We start from the raw sequence: 21,892 nt of genomic DNA on the forward strand, positions 1-21,892 counted from the left end.
TTGGTCGAGCTTGAAGCCGTGAAAGAAGGAAACGAACTATGGCCAGATGCGATCAATGCGGGAATGACTACGACAAGGCTTTCAAAGTGACGATGGCCGAGGAGACCTACACGTTCGACAGCTTCGAATGCGCGGTCCAGAAACTTGCTCCGATATGTCCGCATTGCGGATGCCGGATCATCGGACATGGCGTCGAACAGGATGACATCATCTACTGCTGCGCACATTGCGCCGCGGAGGAAGGTGCGAACGCGCTGACCGATCGCGCGCCTTGATGCACCTTCTTTGGCGTCTCCAGGGCGACCATTCCGAACGACTGCGCCGGCTCATCCCATATTGCCAGTGCTGTCAGCACGACGACGACCAGCCGAGGTCAAGACGCCGAGGTCAAGGCCGCCGCACGTTGACGGAGGCAATGGATGCAGTCGGCCGCGAATTGGAGCACCGTATCGAAGGTGCCGGCGATTTCTGGCTGTCGCACCAATGGACTACGGAAAATTGTCGGTGCGCTTCGACAGAAGGCAGCGTGCGTCGTCTTGATCGCGCCAGAGCTGTCATGTTCTTGTACGTTCAAGAACCCGCGTTCGACGCGCTCGTTTAGACGCCGTTCCGTGGCAAGTCGGCTCCCACTTGGACGAGTCGCTCCACGACGGCGGCCGCCTCCTCTGGAATGGCCGGTATGGTGCCCGACTTCCGCGTCGATCCGAAATCGAGGCCGGCGAAAAAGAGACCTGGAACAGCGCCGACGCCATCCTCGTGGACGGGCTGGCCGGCGGCATCGAGCGCGCCGGGAAGCCGAACCCATGAGAAATCGCCAGTGAAGCCCGTGCACCAGATCACTGATCTGATGCCGCTCGCCGTCCAGTCGAGGGAGCGGATCGGAGGATCGGGCAAGCGCGGTTCAATCGTCTCGGCTGGATCATCCTCGGCCAGTGGCGCATCGAGGCCGGCGCGCTCGATGTACTCGTCAACCAGGCGCTTGGCATTCGCGGAGACCTCGTCGGCAAATCGCATATGGTCGTCGAGCTCGTCGCCGAAGACGAGGTTGGCGTTCTCCACACCCCTAAAGCGGCCGAGCAGCACCACGCCCTGTGCACTCAGCGATTGCAGGCTGATCGTATGGGTCGCGCCGACCAGCGCGCGGGCCTGCAGCTTGCCGGAGGGGAGGACGAGTTCCTTGCGCGGAACGTCGAGAAAACCGGACAGCGTCAGCCATTTAAGTATGTTGCCCCCGCGGTAGCGCCGCACCCAACGGCCGTTGCGGCTGGTCGCCAAAAAGACCGCACGTCCGGCCAGCGCCAGATCCTCGGCGATCTGGCCGCCCGACTGACCGCTGCCGACCACCAGCACCGCGCCACTCTCGAACTCGGCCGGGTTGCGATAAGCCGAGGAATCGACTTGGCGAATTGCGGTTGGCAAATCCGCCGACCCTGCTGGCCGGACCTGCCGATTCTGGTCGCCGGCGGCGATCACCACATTGCGCGCCAGAAATGCCCCGTCCGTCGTGGTGATGCGAAAGATCCCGTCGTCTCTCGTCAGCTCTTGCACCGGAGTTTGGGTGCTTACCGGCAGGCGGTGCCGCTCGGCATAGCCTTCGAGATACGCGACAAATTCGTGGTGGGTTATCGCGCCCCACGGCTCGGGCCCCTCGTAGGAATCACCGGGTAAGATGGAGCGAATGGTCGGCGAATTCAGTCGAAACGAGTTCCACCGCTGCGTTCGCCACGTTTCGCCGATCCGGCCTCGATCGAGTACACGGTGGTCGCGGCCCTGCCGTTTCAAGAAGTAGCTGATGCCGAGTCCCGCCGGACCGGCGCCAATAACGAGGGCGTCAAGAACTTCGCTCACGCATTCCCCCTGCCAACCATACGTCCACAAGATCGTATGGCTCGACTTCGGGCAAGAATAGAGTTCCGGCTGGGATTGCGCTATCCGCGCCGGCTCATCCCCAGATGGCCAGCCCCGCCAGGCCGACGATGCCGACGACCAGCCGCCACCAGCCGAACAGCGCGTAGCCATGGCGCGAGACGTAGTCGAGCAGGAAGCGCACGACGATTAGCGCGGTGACGAAGGCGGCGACGAAACCGACGGCGATGATGGGCAGGTCGGCGCTGCTCAGCACATTGCGGTTCTTGAACAGGTCGAAGGCGAAGGCGCCGACCATCGTCGGGATGGCAAGGAAGAAGGAGAATTCCGCCGCCGCCCGTTTGTCGACGCCGAGCAGCAGCGCGCCGACGATGGTCGAACCCGAGCGCGACGTGCCGGGGATCAGCGACAGGCACTGAAACAGCCCGATCTGCAGATAAAGCCTGGTCGGAAACCGCTCGACATCGTGGTAATAGGGCTTCGGCTTCATGCGATCGACCAGCAGCAGGATGACACCGCCGATGATCAGCATGATGCAGATCAGCCGCGGCGATTCGAACAGCACCGTCTTGATGAAATCGTGCGCCAGCGCGCCGATAATGGCCGCCGGCAGGAATGCGATGAGGATGCCAAGGACGAAATGCCGCGTCAGCCGATCGTAGGGCAGCTCGAGCAGCATCTTCCAGAGACGGCGGAAATAGACGCTGAGAATCGCCAATATGGCGCCGAGCTGGATCAGGATCTCGAAGGCCTTGCCGGTCGAATGAAAGCCGAGGAAATGGCCGGCAAGCAGGATATGACCGGTTGAAGACACCGGAATAAACTCGGTCAGGCCCTCGAGCATGCCGAGCAGCAGCGCTTCGACGACGGTCTGGCTTTCCATGGCAACCTCGGCGTTGGAGTGAGGGCGTGAGAAAAGGGCTTGCTTGTCACGGCGCGGAACTCCCCCTATAGGTCGCAGCACCCTGACAGCCCCTGAATCGGGCGGCCAAGACTTACCGGCGCAGCCGGCGATTTGCCAGTGCGCTCTATTATCGCGGGACCATGCTGACGCTTTTCCACCATCCGATGTTCGCCAGCTGCCGCTTCGTCCGCCTCGCCTTTGGCGAGTATGGCGAGGAACTGGCGCTGATCGAAGAGAAGCCGTGGACGCGGCGCAAGGAGTTCCTGGCGCTGAACCCGGCCGGCACGCTGCCGATCCTGCTCGCCGAAGGCGACGTGCCGATCGTTGGCGCAGTGGTCATTGCCGAATATCTCGACGAGACGCGCGGGGTACTCAAGCGCGACAAGCGGCTGTTCGCCGAGGATCCGATGGAGCGCGCCGAAATCCGACGGCTGACCGATTGGTACCTCAACAAGGCGGAAAGCGAGGTTACCCGGCACCTAGTGCGCGAGCGCGTCCTGAAGCCGGTCATGCCGGAAACGGCAGGCGGCGGCTCGCCCGATTCGGCGGCGATCCGCGCCGCCCGCGCCAATATCCGCCAGCACATGAAATACACCAACTGGCTGGCCGGCACCCGTCATTGGCTGGCCGGCAACAAGGTCACCTATGCCGATCTCGCGGCGGCGGCGGCACTGTCGGTGCTCGACTATCTCGGCGAGATCGACTGGCGCGAACACAGCGCCGCGCGCGAATGGTATACAAGGGTGAAATCACGGCCTTCGTTCCGGCCGCTTCTGTCCGACCGGGTGCGCGGCCTGTCGCCGGTGTCACATTATGCGGACCTCGATTTCTGATACGGCAAAGCTGCGCGCGCTGATCGACCGCGAGGCGCGGAATGCCGGCTTCGACGCCGTTGCCGTCACCACGCCCGATGCGATTCCGCAGGCGCCGGAACGGCTGGCCGAATTCGTTGCCGACGGCTTTCACGGCTCGATGGGCTGGATTGCCGAAACGCTCGAGCGGCGAGGCAAACCGACGACGCTTTGGCCAGAGGTCCGCTCGATCATCGTGCTGGCGATGAATTACGGCCCCGACCACGACCCACGCGACATCCTGGCAAAGCGCGACCGCGGCGCGATCTCGGCCTATGCGCAGAACCGCGACTATCATGACGTGATGAAAGGCCGGCTGAAGGAGATCGCCGGCAAGATCGTGGCGCGCGCCGGCGGGGACGTGAAAGTGTTTGTCGACACCGCGCCGGTGATGGAAAAGCCGCTGGCCGAGGCGGCCGGCCTCGGCTGGCAAGGCAAGCACACCAACCTGGTCAGCCGCGCGCATGGCTCCTGGCTGTTCCTCGGCACCATCTTCACGACGGCCGAGCTGGTGCCGGACGCGCCTGAGAACGATCATTGCGGCTCCTGCCGGGCCTGCCTCGACGCCTGCCCGACGGACGCCTTTCCGGCGCCTTACCGGCTCGATGCGCGGCGCTGCATTTCATACCTCACCATCGAGAACAAAGGACCGATCCCGCATGAGTTCCGGGAAAAGATCGGCAATCGCATCTATGGCTGCGACGACTGCCTGGCCGCCTGCCCGTGGAACAAGTTCGCCCAAGCCGCTTCGGAGGCAAAGCTTGCCGCCCGCGCGGACTTGCGCGAACCGCCGCTCGCCGAGCTGCTGCGTCTCGACGACACTGCCTTCCGCACGCTTTTTTCGGGCTCGCCGATCAAGCGCATCGGCCGCGACCGTTTTATCCGAAACGTGCTGATAGCGGCCGGCAATTCCCAGGACTTGTCGCTGGCCGGCGCCGTTCGCGCGCTGCTCGACGACGCCTCGCCCCTGGTTCGCGGAGCTGCGGTATGGGCGCTGTCGCGGCTGGTGCCGGGTCGGGAGTTCGCCGAACGTGCCGCAGCCGCTTTGCAAGCAGAACATGACGAGGCGGTGAGAGGCGAATGGCTTCTGGCCCTGCCAAAGCCGATCGAGGCGCATACATGACAAAAAAGCAGATTTTCATCTTCGGCGCCGGCTATTCGGGCAGGGCCTTCGCCCGCGCCAACAGGGATGCCGACACAACGATCTTCGGTACAACACGGTCGCTGGAAAAATTCGCGGCGCTGCGGCAAGCCGGTATCGTGCCGCTGCGTTTCGATGGCACGCTGACCTCCGAAATCGGCGATGCCCTTGGGAAGACAACCCATCTCGTCGTCTCAGTCGCGCCGGACAAGGCCGGCGACCCGATGCTGGGCGCGGCACGCGAGGAGATCGCGGCCAACATGCCGGAGCTCGAATGGATCGCCTATCTCTCCACCGTCGGCGTCTATGGCGACCGTGGCGGCAATTGGGTGGACGAGGCCGCCGAATGCCGGCCGTTGTCGAAGCGGTCGGTGATGCGTGTTGCAGCCGAGCAGGATTGGCTACAATTGGGCCATGACATCCACCGGCCGGTGGCGATCCTGCGGCTTTCCGGCATTTACGGGCCGGGCCGCAACGCCCTGGTCAACCTGGAAAACGGCACTGCGCGGCGGCTGGTCAAGCCGGGCCAGGTGTTCAACCGCATCCATTGCGACGATATTGCCGGTGCGCTCTGGCATCTCGCCGAGGGCAATCGCGGCGGCATCTTCAACGTCACCGACGACCTGCCGGCGCCGCCGCAGGACGTCGTCGCCTATGCCGCCCAATTGATGGGCATCGAGCCGCCGCCCGAAATTCCGTTCGAGACCGCCCAACTTTCGCCCATGGCGCGGTCTTTCTACGGCGAGAACAAGCGTGTCGCCAACGCGGCAATCAAGGCGGCCGGTTATGGCTTTCGCTTTCCCGACTATCGCTCGGCGCTCGATGCCATGTGGGCGAGCGGCGACTGGCGCGACGGCGAGGCGCGCAGCCCGATGAAACGGTCATGATCGATACGTTGCGCGGGCTATGGTATGATGCGGTTCAAATCGCGGAGGGGTCCAGCTTGGGGAAGACGTTAGCGCGAGCCTTGCCGGGCAAAACGCTGCTGCTGACGGCAGTACTGGCCATCGCCGGCTTGGCGGCGCTTGCAACGCAGCCAGGGAGCGCCGAGCAACGGGCAAAGGACCTGTTCGGCGCCAAAAAGCTGCCGGCACTCGCAGCAGCGCAATCGATCGGCTTTTATTCCAAAGGCTGTTTTTCCGGCGGCGTCGCCCTACCCATGGACGGCCGGCACTGGGAGGTGATGCGACCGTCGCGCAATCGTCGCTGGGGCCATCCGGCAATGATCGCGCTGATCGAGAAACTGTCGCGCGATGCCGCTGCCGACGGCTGGCCGGGCTTGCTGATCGGCGACATCTCGCAACCGCGCGGCGGTCCGATGCTGACCGGCCATGCCTCGCACCAGATCGGCCTCGACGCCGACATCTGGCTGACGCCGATGCCCGACCGTAAGCTCTCGGCCGAAGAGCGCGAAAACATCAGCGCTACCTTGATGGTCGATGAAAAGACCCATTTGGTGAAGGACGGGCTGTGGACGCCGATGCACACGCGGTTGTTGAAGCGCGCCGCGAGCTATCCCGAAGTCGAGCGCATCCTGGTCAATCCCGGGATCAAGAAGAAGCTCTGCGACACGGTCAAAGGCGACCGTAGCTGGTTGCGCAAGGTCAGGCCGTTCTGGGGCCACGACTACCACTTCCACATTCGCATCGGCTGCCAGGCTGGATCACCCGACTGCAAGGCACAGGAAGCGACGGCGCCAGGCGATGGCTGCGACCAGGCGCTGGCCTGGTGGTTCACCGAGGAGCCGTGGCGCCCCAACAAGAACCCGGACAAGCCGAAGGCACGCGACCTGATGACGATGGCGAACCTGCCCAGGCAATGCCAATTCGTGCTCGACGCGCCAGCTCCGCCGTCGGCGGAAGCAGTCACCTACTATGGCGACGGCGTGCCGATCGCGGCCACCGCACCCGCTCTCGCAGCCGAGCTTGCGCCGCAGCCAACGGTCGCAGCCGGCGCGGCAGCGCTTCCGGCCTCGGCGAACGCCTTTGTGGCGACGCCCGAGATCGGCATTCCGCTGCCGCGGCCACGACCGGGGCACTGATGCGGGCAGCGTGTTCGCTGTCTGCATCCGTGCATCTCCACTTCGAAAACCGATTTCCCTTTTTGCGGTCATGCGCTAGTCAACGAGAGAACGGCGATACGCGTCGGGAACGGACGAGAGCATGCCAGGCGTAAGCGACGACGACACTCTGTTGCGATTTCCGATCCTGATCGGCGATATAGGCGGCACCAATGCGCGCTTCTCGATCGTACTAGACGCGAATTCCGAGGCCGGCGAGCCGACCATCGTCCAGACCGCCAACTTCAATACGATTGACGAGGCGATCCAGTCGGCCGTGCTCGACCGCTCGTCGGTCCGGCCGAATTCAGCTGTGCTGGCGGTAGCCGGTCCTGTCGAAAGCGACGAGATCCCGCTTACAAATTGCCCATGGATCGTCAAGCCGAGACAGATGTTCGCCAGTCTCGGTCTCAGCGACGTCGTGGTGCTCAACGACTTCGAGGCACAGGCGCTGGCTGTCGTCGCGCTCGGCGAAGAGCATATGGAGAAGATCGGCGGCGACGAGCCGGAACCGAATTCCGGGCGGGTGGTGCTCGGCCCGGGAACCGGCCTCGGTGTCGCCGGGCTGGTTTATGCGCTGCATCACTGGATACCGGTACCCGGCGAGGGCGGCCATATGGATATCGGCCCGCGCTCGCCGCGCGATTTCCAGGTGTTTCCGCATATCGAGAAGCTCGAGGGCCGCATCTCCGGCGAACAGATCCTGTCCGGCCGCGGCCTGGTCAATGCCTACCGGGCGGTGGCCAGGGCGGACGGCAAGCCGTCGCCCTTTACAACGCCTGCCGAGGTCACCGCCGCGGCGCTGGCAAAGAACGATCCGGTGGCCGAAGAGGCGCTGTCGATCTTCGTCACTTGCCTGGGGCGCACCGCCGGCGATCTCGCTCTGGTGTTCATGAGCCGCGGCGGCGTGTTTCTCACCGGCGGCATCGCGCAAAAAATCCTGCCGGCGCTGCGCACCGGCAATTTCCGCGCCGCCTTCGAGGACAAGGCGCCGCACAGCGCCCTGATGCGCGGCATGCCGGTCTACGTCATCACCCATCCGCTTGCGGCGCTTTTAGGGCTGGCCGCCTATGCCAGAAATCCGTCGCTGTTCGGCGTGCAGACGGCGGGGCGGCGCTGGCGGGTTTAGGACACAAGCTGCGCCGCGACGAAGTTTCGCCGTCCCCGGCCATAGGCAAGCCGCCATCGGGGCGTTAAGAGGTTGCCGAATTGCAGTCCGGCCGAACCGAAACCACAAAGCGCTCCAACGTGACAATTCCAGCACCAACCAAAGGGAAAGTCCGTCCCAGCGAGATCGTGGCGGTGATCCGCCGCATCATCGCCGAGAACAGCCGCGATTATCGCTGGTACTATGCTCTTGCCGTGCTGTGCCTGGTGACGATCGCGGCGACGACCGCCTTCACCGCCTGGATCATGAAGGACGTCGTCGATCAGATTTTCTACAAGCAGCGCGGCGATCTTATCGCGCTGATCAGCGTATCCATCCTGGCCGCCTTCATGCTGCGCGGCCTGGCCAGCTACGGCCAGGCAGTGACGCTGGCCAAGATCGGCAACAATCTGGTGGCGCGCTATCAGCGCCGCATCTTCAACCATCTGATGAAGCTCGGCGTCGGCTTCTTCAACGACACCCGCTCGGGCCGGCTCGCCGCGCAGATCAACGAGAACGTCAACGGCATCCGCGATCTCCTGTCGATGACGCTGACATCGCTGGCGCGCGATGCGGTATCGCTTGTCGCGCTGGTCGGCGTCATGATCTGGCAGGACCCGGTGCTCTCGGCGATGTCGCTGCTGATCGGGCCGCCGTTGATCTACAGTGTCACCTATCTGATGCGCCGGGTGCGTCGCATCACCCGCGAATCGGTACAGATCAACTCGCGGCTGATCGGTGCCATGCAGGAAGCGACGCAAGGCATCGCCATCGTCAAGGCCTTCACCCTGGAAGACGAGCTGTCGCGCCGCATCGGCGGCCTCGTCGCCGGCGCCGAGCAGCGGGCAAACAAGATCGCCCGCGTCTCGGAACGGCTGACGCCGATCTCCGACATGCTGGCCGGCTTCGCCGTCGCCGGCGTCATCGCCTATTCCGGCTACCGGGCGACCGTCGGCGGCCAGCCGCCGGGCGCCATCGTTGCCTTCCTCACCGCCCTGCTGCTTGCCTATGATCCGGCCAGGCGGCTGGCGCGTATGCAGGTCGGCATGGAAAAGTCGCTGGTCAATGCGCGCATGATCTACGAGCTTCTCGACCTCGAGCCGCAGCAAGGTGACGTGCCGGCAGCCGCCGAGGCGAAATTCACCTCTGGCGAAGTGCGCTTCAACAACGTGTCCTTCCGCTATGTCGAAGAGGCGCCGGTCCTGCACGATCTGACCTTTGTCGCCGCCGCCGGCAAGGTGACCGCCATCGTCGGCGCCTCGGGCGCCGGCAAGACGACGCTGGTTGCGCTGCTGCAGCGCTTCCATGACGTCGAGTCGGGCAGCATCGAAATCGACGGCCAGGACATTTCAAAGGTAACCAAGCATTCGCTGCGCGGCTCGATCGCCTATGTATCGCAGCAGCCCTATCTGTTCGAAGGCACCATCCGTGACAACATCCGCTACGGCAGGCTGAGCGCCACCGACGCAGAGATTGAACGCGCCGCCCAACAGGCCGCGGCACACGATTTCATCCGCCAGCAGCCGCAAGGCTACGACACGCCGGTCGGCGAGAACGGCGTGACGCTGTCGGGCGGCCAGCGCCAGCGCGTATCGATTGCACGCGCCATCGTTCGGCAGGCGCCGATCCTGCTGCTCGACGAAGCCACCTCGGCGCTCGACAACGAGGCCGAGGCCCGCGTCCAGGAAGCGCTGACCCATGTCATGGAAGGGCGCACCACCATTGTCATCGCGCACCGGCTGTCGACGGTGGTCAATGCCGATCATATCATCGTGCTGGAGCAGGGCCGGCTGGTCGAACAGGGCACGCATGCCTCGCTGATGGCCGACCCGCACAGCGTCTATGCGCGGTTCCATCGGGTGCAAGGCAGGAAAGGGCTGGGGCTTGTCGATGACGCCAAGCCAATCCAGACTGCGGCGCAAAATGATCACGCGAAAAAGGCGGTCGGGAGACATTCATGAGCGACACGCCGACCGTGAGTGAAATGGGCCTGGTGGTGGTGGGCGCGGCTGGCCGCATGGGCCAGGCGCTGATCCGCGCCATCCACACGATACCGGGCGCGCGTGTCGCCGGCGCCATCGCGCCGGCCGGTTCGCCACATCTCGGCAAGGATGCCGGCGAGCTGGCCGGCGTCGGCAGGCTCGGCGTGGCGATCGGCGACGATCCGCTGCCGGCCTTCGCCAAGGCCGACGGCGTGCTCGATTTCACCACGCCGGCAGCGACCGTCGAATTCGCCGGCTATGCGGCGCAGGCGCGCATCGTCCATATCATCGGCACCACCGGCTGCTCGGCTGAAGACAATGCCAGGATCGCGGCGGCGGCGCGGCACGCGACGGTGGTCAAGTCAGGCAATATGAGCCTCGGCGTCAATCTGCTGGCGGTGCTGGTTGAGCAGGCGGCGCGCGCGCTCGATGCCGACGATTTCGACATCGAGATCCTGGAAATGCACCACCGGCACAAGGTCGATGCTCCGTCGGGCACGGCGCTGCTGCTCGGCGAGGCCGCCGCTGCCGGGCGCGGCGTAGCACTTGCCGGCAACGATGTTCGCGTGCGCGACGGCCATACCGGCGTGCGCAAGGCAGGCTCGATCGGTTTCGCCAGCTTGCGCGGCGGCTCGGTGGTCGGCGACCACAGTGTGGTGCTGGCCGGTACCGGCGAGCGCATCACGCTTGCCCATCATGCCGAGGACCGGGCGATCTTTGCCCGCGGCGCGGTCAAGGCAGCCCTGTGGGCGCGCGGCCGCAAGCCGGGCCTCTATTCGATGCGGGACGTGCTCGGCCTGACAAGCTGATCCACAGATTTGGCTGATCCACAAGATTTGGCTGATCCACAAGATTTGAAGGAGCAAATATGTCGAGAACTCTCGTGCTCGTGCGCCACGGCCAGAGCGAATGGAACCTGAAGAACCTATTTACCGGCTGGCGCGACGTCGACCTGACCGAACTGGGTCATGCCGAGGCCAAGTCGGCCGGCGCCAAGCTCAGGGCGCGCGGCATGAAGTTCGACATCGCCTTCACGTCGTCGCTGATCCGGGCGCAGAAGACCTGCCAGCATATTCTCGACGCCGTTGGCCAGAGCGACCTCGAGACCATTCGCGACCAGGCGCTGAACGAGCGCGACTATGGCGATCTCTCCGGCCTCAACAAGGATGATGCGCGCAAGAAATGGGGCGAGGAGCAGGTGCATGTCTGGCGCCGCTCCTATGACGTGCCGCCGCCCGGCGGTGAAAGCCTGAAGGACACCGGCGCGCGCGTCTGGCCCTATTACCTGCACGATCTGCAACCGCATGTGCTGCGCGGCGGCACCGTGCTGGTGGCGGCGCACGGCAATTCGCTGCGCGCGCTGATCATGGCGCTGGACGGCAAATCGGGCGAGGAGATCGTCAAGCTCGAGCTCGGCACCGGTGTGCCGATCATCTACACGCTCAACGCCGATTCCACGGTGGCGTCGAAGGAAGTGCTGGAGCATTGAGCCGGAGAAGGAACGCGGCTTTCAAAAAAGCGCGTTGACACTCATCCCTCGCCCGCTTAATGAGCGCGCACCAGCCCAGATGGCGGAATTGGTAGACGCGCACGGTTCAGGTCCGTGTTCCGCAAGGAGTGGAGGTTCGAGTCCTCTTCTGGGCACCAAATTCCCGTTTCGAACCGATTGATGCGGTTTCAGAGACCCAAGAAAAAGCCCGGTTTGCCGGGCTTTTTCTTGATCCAATGCTCTAAGCTGCCTACCGTCAGCCATGGTATCCACAAGATATCCAACAATTATCCGTCCGGGTTAGGCAGCGATCTGTCGTTGCGACAGCGCAGCAGCGGAAGGATTTGGCCCGAGATCACTCTGGTGATCTTCTGTTGCTTGGCGTTGGTTACGACGTTCATGCACGCACATCCGTAGCCGTGACCCGAACCAGGCACATTGGTCTCGACGAATTGCCGCTCGTCAAAGGCCGGCACATTGTCGATGCCCTTGGGATCCGGGCGTCCCTGCATCTGGATCCACCAATCCCCGTCACTGTCGGTCAGGACGAGGTTGCCGGGGGTCGGGCTGGAGTACCAGCCACAACGGCGCTCGGCATGGGCGGCTGCAGACAAGGACATGATAGCCAGGCAGACACAGATAGCGAACAGTGGGCGCATGAATATCTCCTCCCTGAAGTAGGTCAGGTCGTGCCGCCGATCCGTTGGCGCCGGAGACGCGCATGACTTTTGCGAGCCTTATGGCTTCAACTTCGTGTCCACATGTTCTTCGATCAATCCGCAATGAAGCGTCACGGGCGCCCTTTGGACGTTGCTGAGTGGACCGTCGATGAAATCGCAGCCGAGCAGATTGACCGAGCTGCTCTTGCGCGCCGACGCAACGTTGACGTTGACATCGGGAGGGCCGGCAAGCCAGTCGAGACGCTTTGCGTCGACCTTGGCGCCGCTGATGCGGGCGTGGCCGCCTGTGCCCGGTATCTCCACCTCTTCGTCGTGCGGTGTGAGATCGATCAGGCCGACTTCGTTGGCGTGCTTCGCGGCGCTCGGCTTGGGGTCGCCGTAATAGGAGGCGAAGACGACGATTCCCTCCTTTTCAGCCGCGAGCTTGGCGGCTGCTTTCTTGGACAGCGTGACGTTGACGTCGAAGCCCATGTCATCCTGGGCTGTTGCCGGCACGGCAGATGCCAGCAGCACAGATGCCGCAATCGCCATTGCGAGCGATGATCCGCAGCGTTTCACAATCCACCTCCTTCAAGTCCCCACGCAGTGATGATGCCCCTCGCATTGTTCATATCTGGCAGCGACGTCATGCTCGCCGCCGGCTTGATCATGATCAAATAAGTTGCAGCACGTGTCAGTTCGCGGCCGGAACGGGGCAACTCAGATCGCCTTCCTTGCAATTCAGGTAACCCTCGAAGGCTTTGACACGGGATTGTGTCAGGCCGTCCATGCACTGCGCGATGAGCATTGGCATCATGCTTCCTCCGGCCGCGCCTGCGGTCTGGAAACTGCACTCCGCGTCGCGAAACTTGCCCCAATCCCGCTGTGCCTGAACAAGAAGCTTCTTGGTATCCGCATCGTCCTTCAGGCGGGCTTCGATCTGCTTGTAAAGCTCATTGAGCTTCTTGTCGGATTTCTGGAACTCGGCACCGAAGCACTGATTCATGGTGGCCTGATCCTTGGCATCGGCGCACTTGTCCTTGGCAAGGGCGAATGTCGGCGCAGCCAGAACCACGGCAGCAGTCAATATCGCTATTTTCATCGATTTCCCCTTCCGGTTGCAGTCAAGCTCTTAAGTTGCTCAGCCCCGCCCTATGTTCTCGTCAGCTGTCCGTTATTGCCACGATCGGCCCATGGCCCGATTATCTGGTTTTCATTGGATCAGCTTTGCCACCTTCGGCGACCGTGACGTTGCCGACCTTTCCTGAGCCGGTCAGCGTGCCGCCCTCCTTGACCATGACTTCGCCGGAGACCTCTCCGTCAACGACAAGCAGTCCCGAGACGGAAACGTCACCGGTCAAAGAGCCGGTCACGTGCAACTCCGCTCCCGCCACCACTTCCGTCATGCCCGAATATTTGTTCTTGCCGCTCAGCGTCAGCTTGCCACCGGCAACAACGAGGCCGCCGCTGTCGCCGGCGTCATCAAAGTCCGCGATGGTTCCATCAAATTGCCCGTCGGCTGCTGTCAGGATCAGTCTGCCCGCGCCCAGATAGACCTCGCCTTTACCGCCAAGGTTGCGAATGGCCGTATCGTTCAGGGAGTGCGCCACCCCCCAGGGCTTCAGCTGGTTTCCTTTCTGGTCGAGGTTGAGCACACCGTCGACCATGACGCGCGATGAATGCTCGATGCTGGCCGGACCGGCCAGGGTAAGATACCCATCGGCCGCGATATGGGTTGTGCCGGTATAGGTATTGGCCCCGGTCATGCGCACGTCCGCGTCCTTCTCGATCGTGAAGTCGCCGGCGCCGGAGACGATGCCGGCCAGTCCGAGCCATCCGTTGCTTCCAGCATCGCTGGTCGCGCGATTCAACTGCACTTGATCCTTGGCAGCCGCGTCTGTCGTAAAGTTAGCAGCGCTGACAAAATAGGGTGAATATGCGGTCGTCCTGTTTTCCAGATCATTCATTATGGAATTGGACTCGAAGAATGGCAGACCGAGAATGAGACCGCCGACTTTCATCTCATCGCTTTGGCGGAGAATGTCGACATCATCATATTCACGGTTATTTATACCATCATCGAATCCAAAAAACTTGAAGTCGACTATCTCATCACCAAATTCAGCAATATGAAATCCTCTCGACTGAAGCTTATTCAAAATAGATTCTGTTGTAATATAAATAAAGCTTGTCGTGCCTGTATCCAATAAAACAGGTCCACTGAAATCAACCGATTGCTTCTTTCCCTTATGATCAAAGGAAATTTTATAACGGTAAGACCCTTCGTACTGACTGGATGCATTCGCGCCTGATCGCGGGAATCGTCTCTGGAGGAATTCGTAATCCAGTTCGCCCCACGGTATCAGGGCCGTAAACTGGGATCTCAGACTGGGGGACAAATTCAGCGTCAGGCAGGGAGCGCAGCCCGGTGTCGTCCTCTTTCCAAGATTTGCATTGGCGGAGACCACATAGCCGCTTTGCGTCTGACTGCCAGGAGCGGCGGTCTGGTCCCCCTTATCGATAAAATCGCCGGCTCCAAAGACGCCGTAAAACGGCGCCTCGTTACCGGGTTCGCCATTCTTCATGCTCTTGCGCGCATCAAGATCCGCATAAACCGGCGTATCGCCATGGTGGCCCACGGGCTTTTGCGTCACATTCGCATCCTCGAAGTCGCCGAAATCCTTGGTGAAGACGTAATCCACCACCCGACCTACGCTAAAGCCGCCGTCAAAGGTTACGGCAGGCTCCGAGGGATCATCTGGATCGTAATAGGACAGGCTGTCGACCCGGGCCTGTTGTACCCAACCTCCATAGGTGCCGTTTCCATAGGGGTACATTTCGGGCTTGCTGCCGCGCACCGGCTCTACGCCAGGGACACTCGAATCGATCTCAGCGTTGAACTCATCCGACCCGGTGTCGAATTCGAACAGACGAGGCTTGGCACCATTGATGCCCAACGCAATCCCGAGTTTGTGGTAGATGACTTCATCGCTGCCGGTTCCGAGGTGCCCAACAACATGTTGCAATGGAATGGGTATCGGGTCGGCAGCCTGGGCAAGGCCGGTCTGGCCGTTCTCCTCGGCCACGGCAGGTACGGCATGTGATGTGTTCGCTGCCGGAACGGGGCAGCTCGCATCGCCTTCCCTGCATTGCAGGTAACCCTCGAAATCTTTGACACGGGATTGCGTCAGGCCGTCCATACACTCCGCGATGAGCGTTGGAATTGCGCTTTCTCCGGCCGCTCCTGCGGTCTGGAAACTGCACTCTGCGTCGCGAAATTTGACCCAATCCCGCTGTGCTTGAACGAGAAGCGTCCTGATATCCGCGTCGTCGTTCAGGCGGGCTTCGATCTGCTTGTAAAGCTCGTTGAGCTTCTTGTCGGATTTCCTGGACGCGGCATCGGCGCACTCGTTCGGGGCGGACTGATCCTTGGCTGCGTCGTTGCACTTGTCCTGGGCAAATGCGAAAGCCGGCATGGCCAGAACGATGGCAGCGGTCAGCATCGCGGTTTTCATCGATGTCCTCGGTCTAGAACTGCCGGCACGGTCGCCGCTAGTTGGCATTGTCATCGTCCGATCCGTCAGCGTCGTTACTGTCATCCGACGTGTCGTCATTACTGTCGGTGCTGTTTTCGTCTTCACCATCTGCCGACGGGTCGTCATCGTCATTCTGATCGCTGGAATCGTCCTGATCATCGGAATCATTGTTGTCAGTGCTGTCATCCGACGCATCGTCATCCGTGCTATCGTCGTCGGTGTCGGTGCTGTTCTTGTCATCATCACCGTCTGTTGAGTTTTCATCGTCGTTCTGATCGCTCGAATCGTCCTGATCGGAACTGTTGTCGTCGGTACTGTCGGCCGGGTTATTGTCGTCAGTGTCGGTGCTGGTATCGTCGTCGTCAGCATCGGGAGAAGACACATTTGCGTCTGGACTGGCGTCGCCGGGCAGCGACTCGTCCCCGCGATAGCTTGTGTCATTGAGGCCCGTCTCCATCTCCTCGTCATACTCATCGACGATCTGCGTCCATTCCTCTCGATTGTCGACGCTCGTCCATTGGGAGATATTGTTGACCGAGATGTTGGTGTTGAAGTTGTTGACGGTGATGTTGGTGTTGACCTCGACGACATCTGCGACTTCTGTCCCGCGATTCACGCCAAACAGGAAACTGGTGGCACTCGCGGCAAGGGCGGCCCAAACGAACCTATCGACATCGCGCGGCGTCGAAATCGGTTGATGCCGCACTGTGGCAAGCACGTCACCCGGTCGGATGCCTTGCCGCGCGGCAACACCGTGGGGTGCAACGGCCAGGACATACACGCCGCGAAGCTTGGGCGGGATCTGGTAGCGGTGCCGAGAGGCGTGATTGATCGGTATCAGAACCGCGTTAAGAGCCCGGGAAACATAGGGTTTCGGCAGATCATATTTGCTGGCATACGCAACATTGATCGTGTGCGGGACAGCTACACTCACAACAGCCGTCATTTTCACTGAAGTTGCCAATGCACGGGCGAGCTGCATTATCAGTCTGGATTTTCGAACGGTTTGCATTTTGCACATCCTGCAGCTGATGATTGGAGTCGATCTCAGAGCCCCGGCGCCCCGGAGCGCTCACCAATCATTCTCCCCCTGCACCAACGGTCAGCGGCAATTTCCAGCGATCATCACCGTCGTTCCGTAACTTCCTCGGCAAAACACTTTGCCAGGTCTTGCGGCGCTCCGAGCTTCTTCGCCCAGGATACCAGTTCAGGTTTTTCCGACGGCTCGGCATAGCCGCCCCACACGTCGCGAAACTGCTTCTTTCCGTCGACTGTCTGGAAGAACATCACGCCGTCGTCGCTCACCGGCGTGGAGACGTAGGCGGCGCTCCAGCTGCCGCTCTCCATGATCGTGAAGAACTTTGCCTGAGCGGGCTTGAACTTATTGGTCATCGCCGAGACGACGAGAGGGGCATATTCCTGCTTGCGCGCCTTCGTCACTTCGACCTTTATACCGTCACAGGCGTTATTCGCAGCGAAAGCGGACGTCAGCGCCATTCCCAACCCCGCAAGGCCGACCATAACGATTTTGGCATGTCGCCGGACCAGGCCGCTGAATTCAGACATGATTGGCTTCCTCCTTGTTCGCCCCCGAGTCCGTTAATCGGAATCGTCATCGTCGGATGAATTGTCATCGTCCGGTGTATCGACCTCGCAGCCGATGCCGCGGCAGCCTTGGTAGTTGCCTTGCGTATCGAAGTTGGGATTGCCTTCTCTGTCGTACTGCGGTCTGTCGTCGATACTTTGATCCCCGTCATCAGGATCGTCGACTTTACATCCGAGCCCATGGCAGCCGATGTAACGGCCCCTGGTATCGAAGTTGGGATTGCCGTTCCTGTCGAACTGCGGCCGATAGTCAATCTGTCGGCCACCTTTATGGGGCCGATCAGCCAGGCAGCCCTTTCCGCGACAACCGCCGTAGTCGTCGGTGGTACAACCGGCGATCGCCATCAAAGCAGTGGCCAAGGTCGCATAGATTACGAATTTCATGATTCATTCCTCCGACTGGCTGGCGGCGGACATCGTCCATATCGGAAGGCCATTGCAGGCGGCGATCCCCGCTTTTGCCGCGAAGGCTGGCGCCAATCGGAGGAGGGCAAAGCTTCGCCGGCCATCAAACGAGAGCCAGGCTGTGGGCGATGCATTCGACGACTTAGCCGAGGGTTGCCGTAGTCTCTTGCGTCGGGTCGAACGCTCCCGGCCGGGGCCGCCGCATTAGCGAGTGTCAATATTCCTCTCCATGCTTAGTGCCCCGTCCGCCCAAGCATGTTTCAACGATCCGCTGACGCGGCTGTGCTTCCAAGAAATGCATCCAAGTCAGCCTATGACAAGGACAAATCCCAATATCGCAGGATTGAATTTTGCAAATGCTTAATAATTCGGAATCAGCACGGGCTATCTTAGCAGATACTGAAATGTGACCAGCAGCAAGATTCCGGAATGCTTCCTTAGGTTTGTTCTCATTAAGCCGAGTTAGTACAAGCAATATTCTATGCTGTTGTGAATTTTGCGCCAGCTCTACAAAAAGGGCGCGACGAACCCACCCCAATCGCGATCTATTGTGGTATTTTTTCGAACCCAGCCAACCCTTGCGAGGGCCGAAAGAAACGTGCCCTTTGCCCGACTTTTCAACGCTGCGGAGTGCCAAATAGAGGCACAGTGGGGGCGGCACATCCCACAAAAGCTCGCAGAGGCGGCTGCGGCCGACCGGATGCGGCGCCAGCGCCAGATAGGCGAGCAGCGCACACAGCTTGCGCGATTTTGGGAGCCGGCTGATCGACCAGAACATCGCGCAAGGGCATTATCTCGGCGCGCTGATCGCGGCCGAACCGGCACTCGAACTGGTAGCGCCGGTGAGCATCAACATCGTGTGCTTTCGCTACCGCGCGGACGGACTGGGCGGGGAGCGCCTGAAAGCGCTCAATACCGAGATCATGCTGAGGCTGCAGGAAGAAGGCATCGCCGCCATTTCCGACACGACGGTGCATGGCCAGCATAGCCTCAGGGTGGCGATCAACAACCACCGCACCCGGCGCGACGATCTGGACCTGCTGGTGCGGGAGACCGTGCGGCTTGGACTGGAGATTTCAAGGCCTGGCGTGGCTCTTCCTTCTCCCCTTGTGGGAGAAGGTGGACGCGAAGCGGCCGGATGAGGGGTGTTCCAGCTTGATACTGACGGCACTCCGTCCGCACCCCTCAACCGTCTTGGCGCTGCGCGCCAATCCACCTTCTCCCACAAGGGGAGAAGGAAGAAAGAGCGGCGCTGGCCCCGACAATTGGTCGTCTGCAAGGCTACGCCTCGAGCCAGACCTTCTCGAAATGCTGCTCGAGCGATTGGTGCTGCTCGCAGCCATGCACGCCCTTGCGGTAGGTGCGGTAGACCGAGCGCCAGTAGGGCTGGATGATGACGCCGGAATCGCGCAGATTCTGTTCGATCTTGGCCATGAGCTCCTTGCGGGCGCCGGGATCGGGCATCGCCAGCGCCTTGTCGAGCAGACTGTCGAATTCCGGATCGGCGTAGGCGGTCTCGTTCCACGCGGCGCCAGACTTATAAGCGAGCGCCAGCACCTGGACGCCGAGCGGCCGGCCGAGCCATTCCGTGCAGGAGAAAGGATATTTGCTCCAGTCGTTCCAGAAGGTCGCGGCCGGCAGCACGGTGCGCTTGATCTTCAGCCCGGCCTCGCGCATCTGCGCGGCGATGGCGTCGCCGGAGCTCTTCTGCCAGTCGACGTCGACCGAGATGAGTTCGTATTCGTGGTCGGCCTTGCCGGCCTCGGCGAGCAGGGCCTTGGCTTGATCAATGTTGCGGACGGCCGGGCCGATATCGGCATATTCGGGATGCATCGGCCCGACATGATGGTTCTCGGCAGGCTTGCCGCGGTTGTCCATGCCGATCTTCAGCACGGCGGCGTTGTCGACGGCGAGCTGGGCGGCGCGGCGCACCTTGATGTCGTCATAGGGCGGATTGCCGATATTGAACCGCGCGACGATGGTCGAGCCGGTGGCGATTTCCGAATTGCTCAGGCCCATGGAGTCGGTCTGCGCAACCGTGTCGGAGGCGGTTTCGTGATCGGTGTCGATCTCGCCCGATTCGAAGGCCGACAGCATCGCATTGGGGTCGGAGCCGTAGTCCACCCATTTGATGCCGTCGAGGTAGAACTCGCCCTTCCACCATGGCTTGTCTTTGCGGCGGACTTCGGCGCCGACCTCGGCGTCCCATGCCACGAGTTCGCAAGGCCCGGTGGTGATCGCCAATGCCTTCAGCGGATCGCCGTCGCCTTCATAGCTGCGGTGCATGATCAGCGCCGGGTAGTCGGCCATGCCGGCGATCAGCGAAATGTCGGGCTTCGGCAAATTGAGCCGCACGGTGACGTCGTCGACGCGCTCGATGCCGCCGTCGACGGGCTTCTTGGTATCGGCGTTGACCAGTGCGCCCATGCGCGCGGCGACTGAATTGCCGGCGACGGACGCATCACACCAGCGCGTCAGATTGTGGATCACGTCGTCGGCGTTGAAGGTGTCGCCGTTCGACCAGGTGATGCCCTTGCGGACATGCAGCGTCAGGACGCGGGCGTCGTCGCTGGTCTCCCAGCTCTCGAGCAGCCATGGCTCGAAGGTGAAGTCGCGCTTCCAGCGCACCAAATATTCGTTGCACTGGCGGGCGACGTTGGACATCTCGACGCCGTCGAAGGTGCGCGGATCCTTCCAGCCCTTGACGTTCATGGCAACGCGCAAGACGCCGCCGCGCTTCGCCTCCTCGGCCCTGGCCGGTGACGGCGCAAGCCCGCCAAGCGCCAGCGCGCCGGCAGCGCTGACACCGAGCGCAGCCATGGTGGCGAGATATTCGCGCCGGTTCATCTGGCCTTTCTTGAAGCCATCGGCGACGGGCTCGGCCTGCGGATGCAGTTTTCGATCGGTCAGCATGAACTTCATTGTCGTCATTCCCCTGTTGTTGGCACCTCTGCCGATCGCCAAACGCGGGGGACGGATGCGATCGCCGGAGCGCCATTGCCTTGGGGATGATAGGGCGAGCGCCCGTGGGGGAGTGTTCGGACTTCCGCAGTTCTTGTGCGCTGTTCCGCAAGCGGGAGGTCCCCTCACCCGGATTGCCAACCGAATTGCGAAGGGCAGTTCGGGGCAATCCGACCTCGCCCCCGGGGGAGAGGAGGTCGCCTGCGTTGATGCCAGGCTCTTCTCGCCAGCGGGGAGAAGGTGGACGCGAAGCCGCCGGATGAGGGGGCCTTCGCAACCTCAGTAAGGCCAGTCGCCTTTGCCAAGCGCGGCGATGGCCGCAATGATGCGGGCGAAGGCTTCACCGGCGCGCGGAACGGTTTTGCGGGCGCGCAGGAAACTGTGCACCAGACGCGGCTCCTCGCGCCACCAGGCGCGGCCGCCGGCGGCGAGGATGCAGTCGCGATAGGCCTCGCCGTCGGAGGACAGCGGATCGCACTCGGCCGTGATGATGAAGGTCGGCGGCAGGCCGGAGAAATTGCTGCCTCGGAGCGGCGAAAAGGTCGGATCGTCGGGCGACTGTGCCTTTGCGGAGCGCACGTTGCGATAGAATTCGATATCGCGCAACGTCAGCAGCGGCGCTTCGGCGTGCTCGACACAGGAGCCGGCGCTCTCTTTGCCAACTGGTTCCGGGCCGCCGAGCTCGGGATAGATCAGCACCTGGCCGATCGCATGGCGAGGATGACGGTGTGTCGCCTGTGCCACCGCAGCGGCCAGATTGCCGCCGGCGCTTTCGCCGCAGAGCACTATCGGCAGGCCGGCCGTCGCCGTCGCCCATTCGAATACGGCCAGCGCATCGTCGAAGGCGGCCGGATGCAGATGCTCGGGCGCCAGCCGGTAATCGGCGGACAGCACGGCAAAGCCGGTGCCGGCGCATATCTCGGCGCAGATGTCGTCATGGCTGTCGAGCCCGCCAAGGACGAAGCCGCCGCCGTGATAATAGACAACCATCGCCTGCGGCGCCGTGCCCGCCATCTGGTAACGTCGGACCGGGATCGCACGGTCGCCGGCAGGAACCGCGCTGTCGCTGGCCTTGACACCAGGTGGATAGGGCTCGCGAAACGTCCGGCACATGGCATTATAGACCGCCCGCTGCCTGTCGATCGGCATGTAGACGATTTCGGGCGGATACCACTCGTTGACCCGATCGATATAGGCCCACAGCTCCGGATCGAGCAGCGTCTGGTATTTTCCGCGCCCTCTCGTTCCGGGTCGCTCGGCCTCGGTGATCATCGCTGCGCGATCCCG

The 21,892-nt window shown here is 62.2% G+C and carries 21 protein-coding genes and 1 tRNA gene; 11 read left to right on the plus strand and 11 right to left on the minus strand.

Annotation, left to right across the window (positions count from 1 at the left end):
- Positions 1-38: 38 nt before the first annotated feature.
- On the plus strand, positions 39-275 hold the full coding sequence (locus tag NKH30_RS14515) for a metallothionein (protein ID WP_352926009.1): 237 nt from the start codon (positions 39-41) through the stop codon (positions 273-275).
- Positions 276-597: 322 nt separating this feature from the next.
- On the opposite strand, the gene NKH30_RS14520 is transcribed toward NKH30_RS14515, so the two are convergent.
- The gene (locus NKH30_RS14520) at positions 598-1,878 is read right to left on the minus strand and encodes a flavin-containing monooxygenase (RefSeq protein ID WP_352995933.1); all 1,281 of its coding nucleotides are present in this window, start codon (positions 1,876-1,878) and stop codon (positions 598-600) included.
- A 64-nt stretch (positions 1,879-1,942) separates the two neighbouring features.
- Entirely contained in the window at positions 1,943-2,749 is an 807-nt protein-coding gene (locus NKH30_RS14525) for an undecaprenyl-diphosphate phosphatase (RefSeq protein ID WP_352473563.1), read from the minus strand.
- 161 nt (positions 2,750-2,910) lie between these two features.
- Between NKH30_RS14525 and NKH30_RS14530 the strand changes: the two genes are divergently transcribed.
- The 9 genes from NKH30_RS14530 to NKH30_RS14570 all read left to right on the plus strand — a co-directional run bounded on the left by NKH30_RS14530 (position 2,911) and on the right by NKH30_RS14570 (position 11,597).
- Positions 2,911-3,603 carry a glutathione S-transferase family protein gene (locus NKH30_RS14530; RefSeq protein ID WP_023678968.1) on the plus strand — a complete coding sequence of 231 codons (693 nt, stop codon included), beginning with the start codon at positions 2,911-2,913 and terminating at the stop codon, positions 3,601-3,603.
- Positions 3,584-4,744 carry a tRNA epoxyqueuosine(34) reductase QueG gene (queG, locus tag NKH30_RS14535; RefSeq protein ID WP_352683989.1) on the plus strand — a complete coding sequence of 387 codons (1,161 nt, stop codon included), beginning with the start codon at positions 3,584-3,586 and terminating at the stop codon, positions 4,742-4,744. The genes NKH30_RS14530 and queG overlap by 20 nt, the downstream gene beginning before the upstream one ends.
- Positions 4,741-5,649, plus strand: a complete 909-nt coding sequence (locus NKH30_RS14540; protein WP_352683987.1) for an SDR family oxidoreductase — start codon at positions 4,741-4,743, stop codon at positions 5,647-5,649. The genes queG and NKH30_RS14540 overlap by 4 nt, the downstream gene beginning before the upstream one ends.
- Before the next feature lie 56 nt (positions 5,650-5,705).
- Positions 5,706-6,803, plus strand: coding sequence for a penicillin-insensitive murein endopeptidase (gene mepA, locus NKH30_RS14545; RefSeq protein WP_502911472.1), 1,098 nt, complete (start codon positions 5,706-5,708; stop codon positions 6,801-6,803).
- Positions 6,804-6,924: 121 nt separating this feature from the next.
- Positions 6,925-7,950 carry a glucokinase gene (locus NKH30_RS14550; RefSeq protein ID WP_352771364.1) on the plus strand — a complete coding sequence of 342 codons (1,026 nt, stop codon included), beginning with the start codon at positions 6,925-6,927 and terminating at the stop codon, positions 7,948-7,950.
- 119 nt (positions 7,951-8,069) lie between these two features.
- The gene (locus tag NKH30_RS14555) at positions 8,070-9,929 is read left to right on the plus strand and encodes an ABC transporter ATP-binding protein (RefSeq protein WP_352771485.1); all 1,860 of its coding nucleotides are present in this window, start codon (positions 8,070-8,072) and stop codon (positions 9,927-9,929) included.
- Entirely contained in the window at positions 9,926-10,759 is an 834-nt protein-coding gene (dapB, locus tag NKH30_RS14560) for a 4-hydroxy-tetrahydrodipicolinate reductase (RefSeq protein ID WP_352683980.1), read from the plus strand. Before NKH30_RS14555 ends, dapB begins: the two co-directional genes overlap by 4 nt.
- A gap of 59 nt (positions 10,760-10,818) precedes the next feature.
- Positions 10,819-11,439, plus strand: coding sequence for a 2,3-bisphosphoglycerate-dependent phosphoglycerate mutase (locus tag NKH30_RS14565; RefSeq protein WP_352473555.1), 621 nt, complete (start codon positions 10,819-10,821; stop codon positions 11,437-11,439).
- A 73-nt stretch (positions 11,440-11,512) separates the two neighbouring features.
- Positions 11,513-11,597, plus strand: a tRNA-Leu gene (locus NKH30_RS14570).
- Positions 11,598-11,726: 129 nt separating this feature from the next.
- Here NKH30_RS14570 and NKH30_RS14575 read toward each other — a convergent pair.
- The 7 genes from NKH30_RS14575 to NKH30_RS14605 all read right to left on the minus strand — a co-directional run bounded on the left by NKH30_RS14575 (position 11,727) and on the right by NKH30_RS14605 (position 17,623).
- Positions 11,727-12,098 carry a DUF4087 domain-containing protein gene (locus tag NKH30_RS14575; RefSeq protein ID WP_352473554.1) on the minus strand — a complete coding sequence of 124 codons (372 nt, stop codon included), beginning with the start codon at positions 12,096-12,098 and terminating at the stop codon, positions 11,727-11,729.
- Positions 12,099-12,176: 78 nt separating this feature from the next.
- Positions 12,177-12,677 (minus strand): hypothetical protein, encoded by a 501-nt coding sequence (locus tag NKH30_RS14580; protein WP_352614725.1) that lies wholly within the window; start codon positions 12,675-12,677, stop codon positions 12,177-12,179.
- Positions 12,678-12,792: 115 nt separating this feature from the next.
- Positions 12,793-13,200 carry a lysozyme inhibitor LprI family protein gene (locus NKH30_RS14585; RefSeq protein WP_352771361.1) on the minus strand — a complete coding sequence of 136 codons (408 nt, stop codon included), beginning with the start codon at positions 13,198-13,200 and terminating at the stop codon, positions 12,793-12,795.
- 100 nt (positions 13,201-13,300) lie between these two features.
- Complete coding sequence (locus NKH30_RS14590) at positions 13,301-15,613, minus strand: lysozyme inhibitor LprI family protein (RefSeq protein ID WP_352771359.1); 2,313 nt, start codon at positions 15,611-15,613, stop codon at positions 13,301-13,303.
- Positions 15,614-15,650: 37 nt separating this feature from the next.
- Positions 15,651-16,646: a Do family serine endopeptidase gene (locus NKH30_RS14595; RefSeq protein WP_352771357.1), complete on the minus strand. Its 996-nt coding sequence runs from the start codon at positions 16,644-16,646 to the stop codon at positions 15,651-15,653.
- Positions 16,647-16,759: 113 nt separating this feature from the next.
- Entirely contained in the window at positions 16,760-17,131 is a 372-nt protein-coding gene (locus NKH30_RS14600; RefSeq protein WP_352980338.1) for a hypothetical protein, read from the minus strand.
- A 102-nt stretch (positions 17,132-17,233) separates the two neighbouring features.
- Complete coding sequence (locus tag NKH30_RS14605; RefSeq protein WP_352614715.1) at positions 17,234-17,623, minus strand: hypothetical protein; 390 nt, start codon at positions 17,621-17,623, stop codon at positions 17,234-17,236.
- 761 nt (positions 17,624-18,384) lie between these two features.
- On the opposite strand from NKH30_RS14605, the gene NKH30_RS14610 reads away from it, so the two are divergent.
- The gene (locus NKH30_RS14610; RefSeq protein WP_352683973.1) at positions 18,385-18,786 is read left to right on the plus strand and encodes a hypothetical protein; all 402 of its coding nucleotides are present in this window, start codon (positions 18,385-18,387) and stop codon (positions 18,784-18,786) included.
- A gap of 139 nt (positions 18,787-18,925) precedes the next feature.
- Here the strand turns inward: NKH30_RS14610 and NKH30_RS14615 are convergent, their stop codons facing one another.
- Entirely contained in the window at positions 18,926-20,566 is a 1,641-nt protein-coding gene (locus NKH30_RS14615) for an ABC transporter substrate-binding protein (RefSeq protein ID WP_352771355.1), read from the minus strand.
- A 318-nt stretch (positions 20,567-20,884) separates the two neighbouring features.
- Positions 20,885-21,877: an alpha/beta hydrolase gene (locus tag NKH30_RS14620; protein ID WP_352771353.1), complete on the minus strand. Its 993-nt coding sequence runs from the start codon at positions 21,875-21,877 to the stop codon at positions 20,885-20,887.
- Positions 21,878-21,892 lie beyond the last annotated feature (15 nt).

This window comes from Mesorhizobium sp. M1273 (assembly GCF_040318195.1).
Classification (GTDB): Bacteria; Pseudomonadota; Alphaproteobacteria; order Rhizobiales; family Rhizobiaceae; genus Mesorhizobium.

Coding starts and splice junctions, on each gene's coding strand:
- NKH30_RS14585 (WP_352771361.1), bottom strand. CDS start 13,200: ATGAAAATAGCGATATTGACTGCTGCCGTGGTTCTGGCTGCGCCGACA.
- NKH30_RS14600 (WP_352980338.1), bottom strand. CDS start 17,131: ATGGCGCTGACGTCCGCTTTCGCTGCGAATAACGCCTGTGACGGTATA.
- NKH30_RS14595 (WP_352771357.1), bottom strand. CDS start 16,646: ATGCAAACCGTTCGAAAATCCAGACTGATAATGCAGCTCGCCCGTGCA.
- dapB (WP_352683980.1), top strand. CDS start 9,926: ATGAGCGACACGCCGACCGTGAGTGAAATGGGCCTGGTGGTGGTGGGC.
- queG (WP_352683989.1), top strand. CDS start 3,584: ATGCGGACCTCGATTTCTGATACGGCAAAGCTGCGCGCGCTGATCGAC.
- NKH30_RS14565 (WP_352473555.1), top strand. CDS start 10,819: ATGTCGAGAACTCTCGTGCTCGTGCGCCACGGCCAGAGCGAATGGAAC.
- NKH30_RS14590 (WP_352771359.1), bottom strand. CDS start 15,613: ATGAAAACCGCGATGCTGACCGCTGCCATCGTTCTGGCCATGCCGGCT.
- NKH30_RS14515 (WP_352926009.1), top strand. CDS start 39: ATGGCCAGATGCGATCAATGCGGGAATGACTACGACAAGGCTTTCAAA.
- NKH30_RS14575 (WP_352473554.1), bottom strand. CDS start 12,098: ATGCGCCCACTGTTCGCTATCTGTGTCTGCCTGGCTATCATGTCCTTG.
- NKH30_RS14540 (WP_352683987.1), top strand. CDS start 4,741: ATGACAAAAAAGCAGATTTTCATCTTCGGCGCCGGCTATTCGGGCAGG.
- NKH30_RS14605 (WP_352614715.1), bottom strand. CDS start 17,623: ATGAAATTCGTAATCTATGCGACCTTGGCCACTGCTTTGATGGCGATC.
- NKH30_RS14615 (WP_352771355.1), bottom strand. CDS start 20,566: ATGAAGTTCATGCTGACCGATCGAAAACTGCATCCGCAGGCCGAGCCC.
- NKH30_RS14620 (WP_352771353.1), bottom strand. CDS start 21,877: ATGATCACCGAGGCCGAGCGACCCGGAACGAGAGGGCGCGGAAAATAC.
- NKH30_RS14530 (WP_023678968.1), top strand. CDS start 2,911: ATGCTGACGCTTTTCCACCATCCGATGTTCGCCAGCTGCCGCTTCGTC.
- NKH30_RS14550 (WP_352771364.1), top strand. CDS start 6,925: ATGCCAGGCGTAAGCGACGACGACACTCTGTTGCGATTTCCGATCCTG.
- NKH30_RS14525 (WP_352473563.1), bottom strand. CDS start 2,749: ATGGAAAGCCAGACCGTCGTCGAAGCGCTGCTGCTCGGCATGCTCGAG.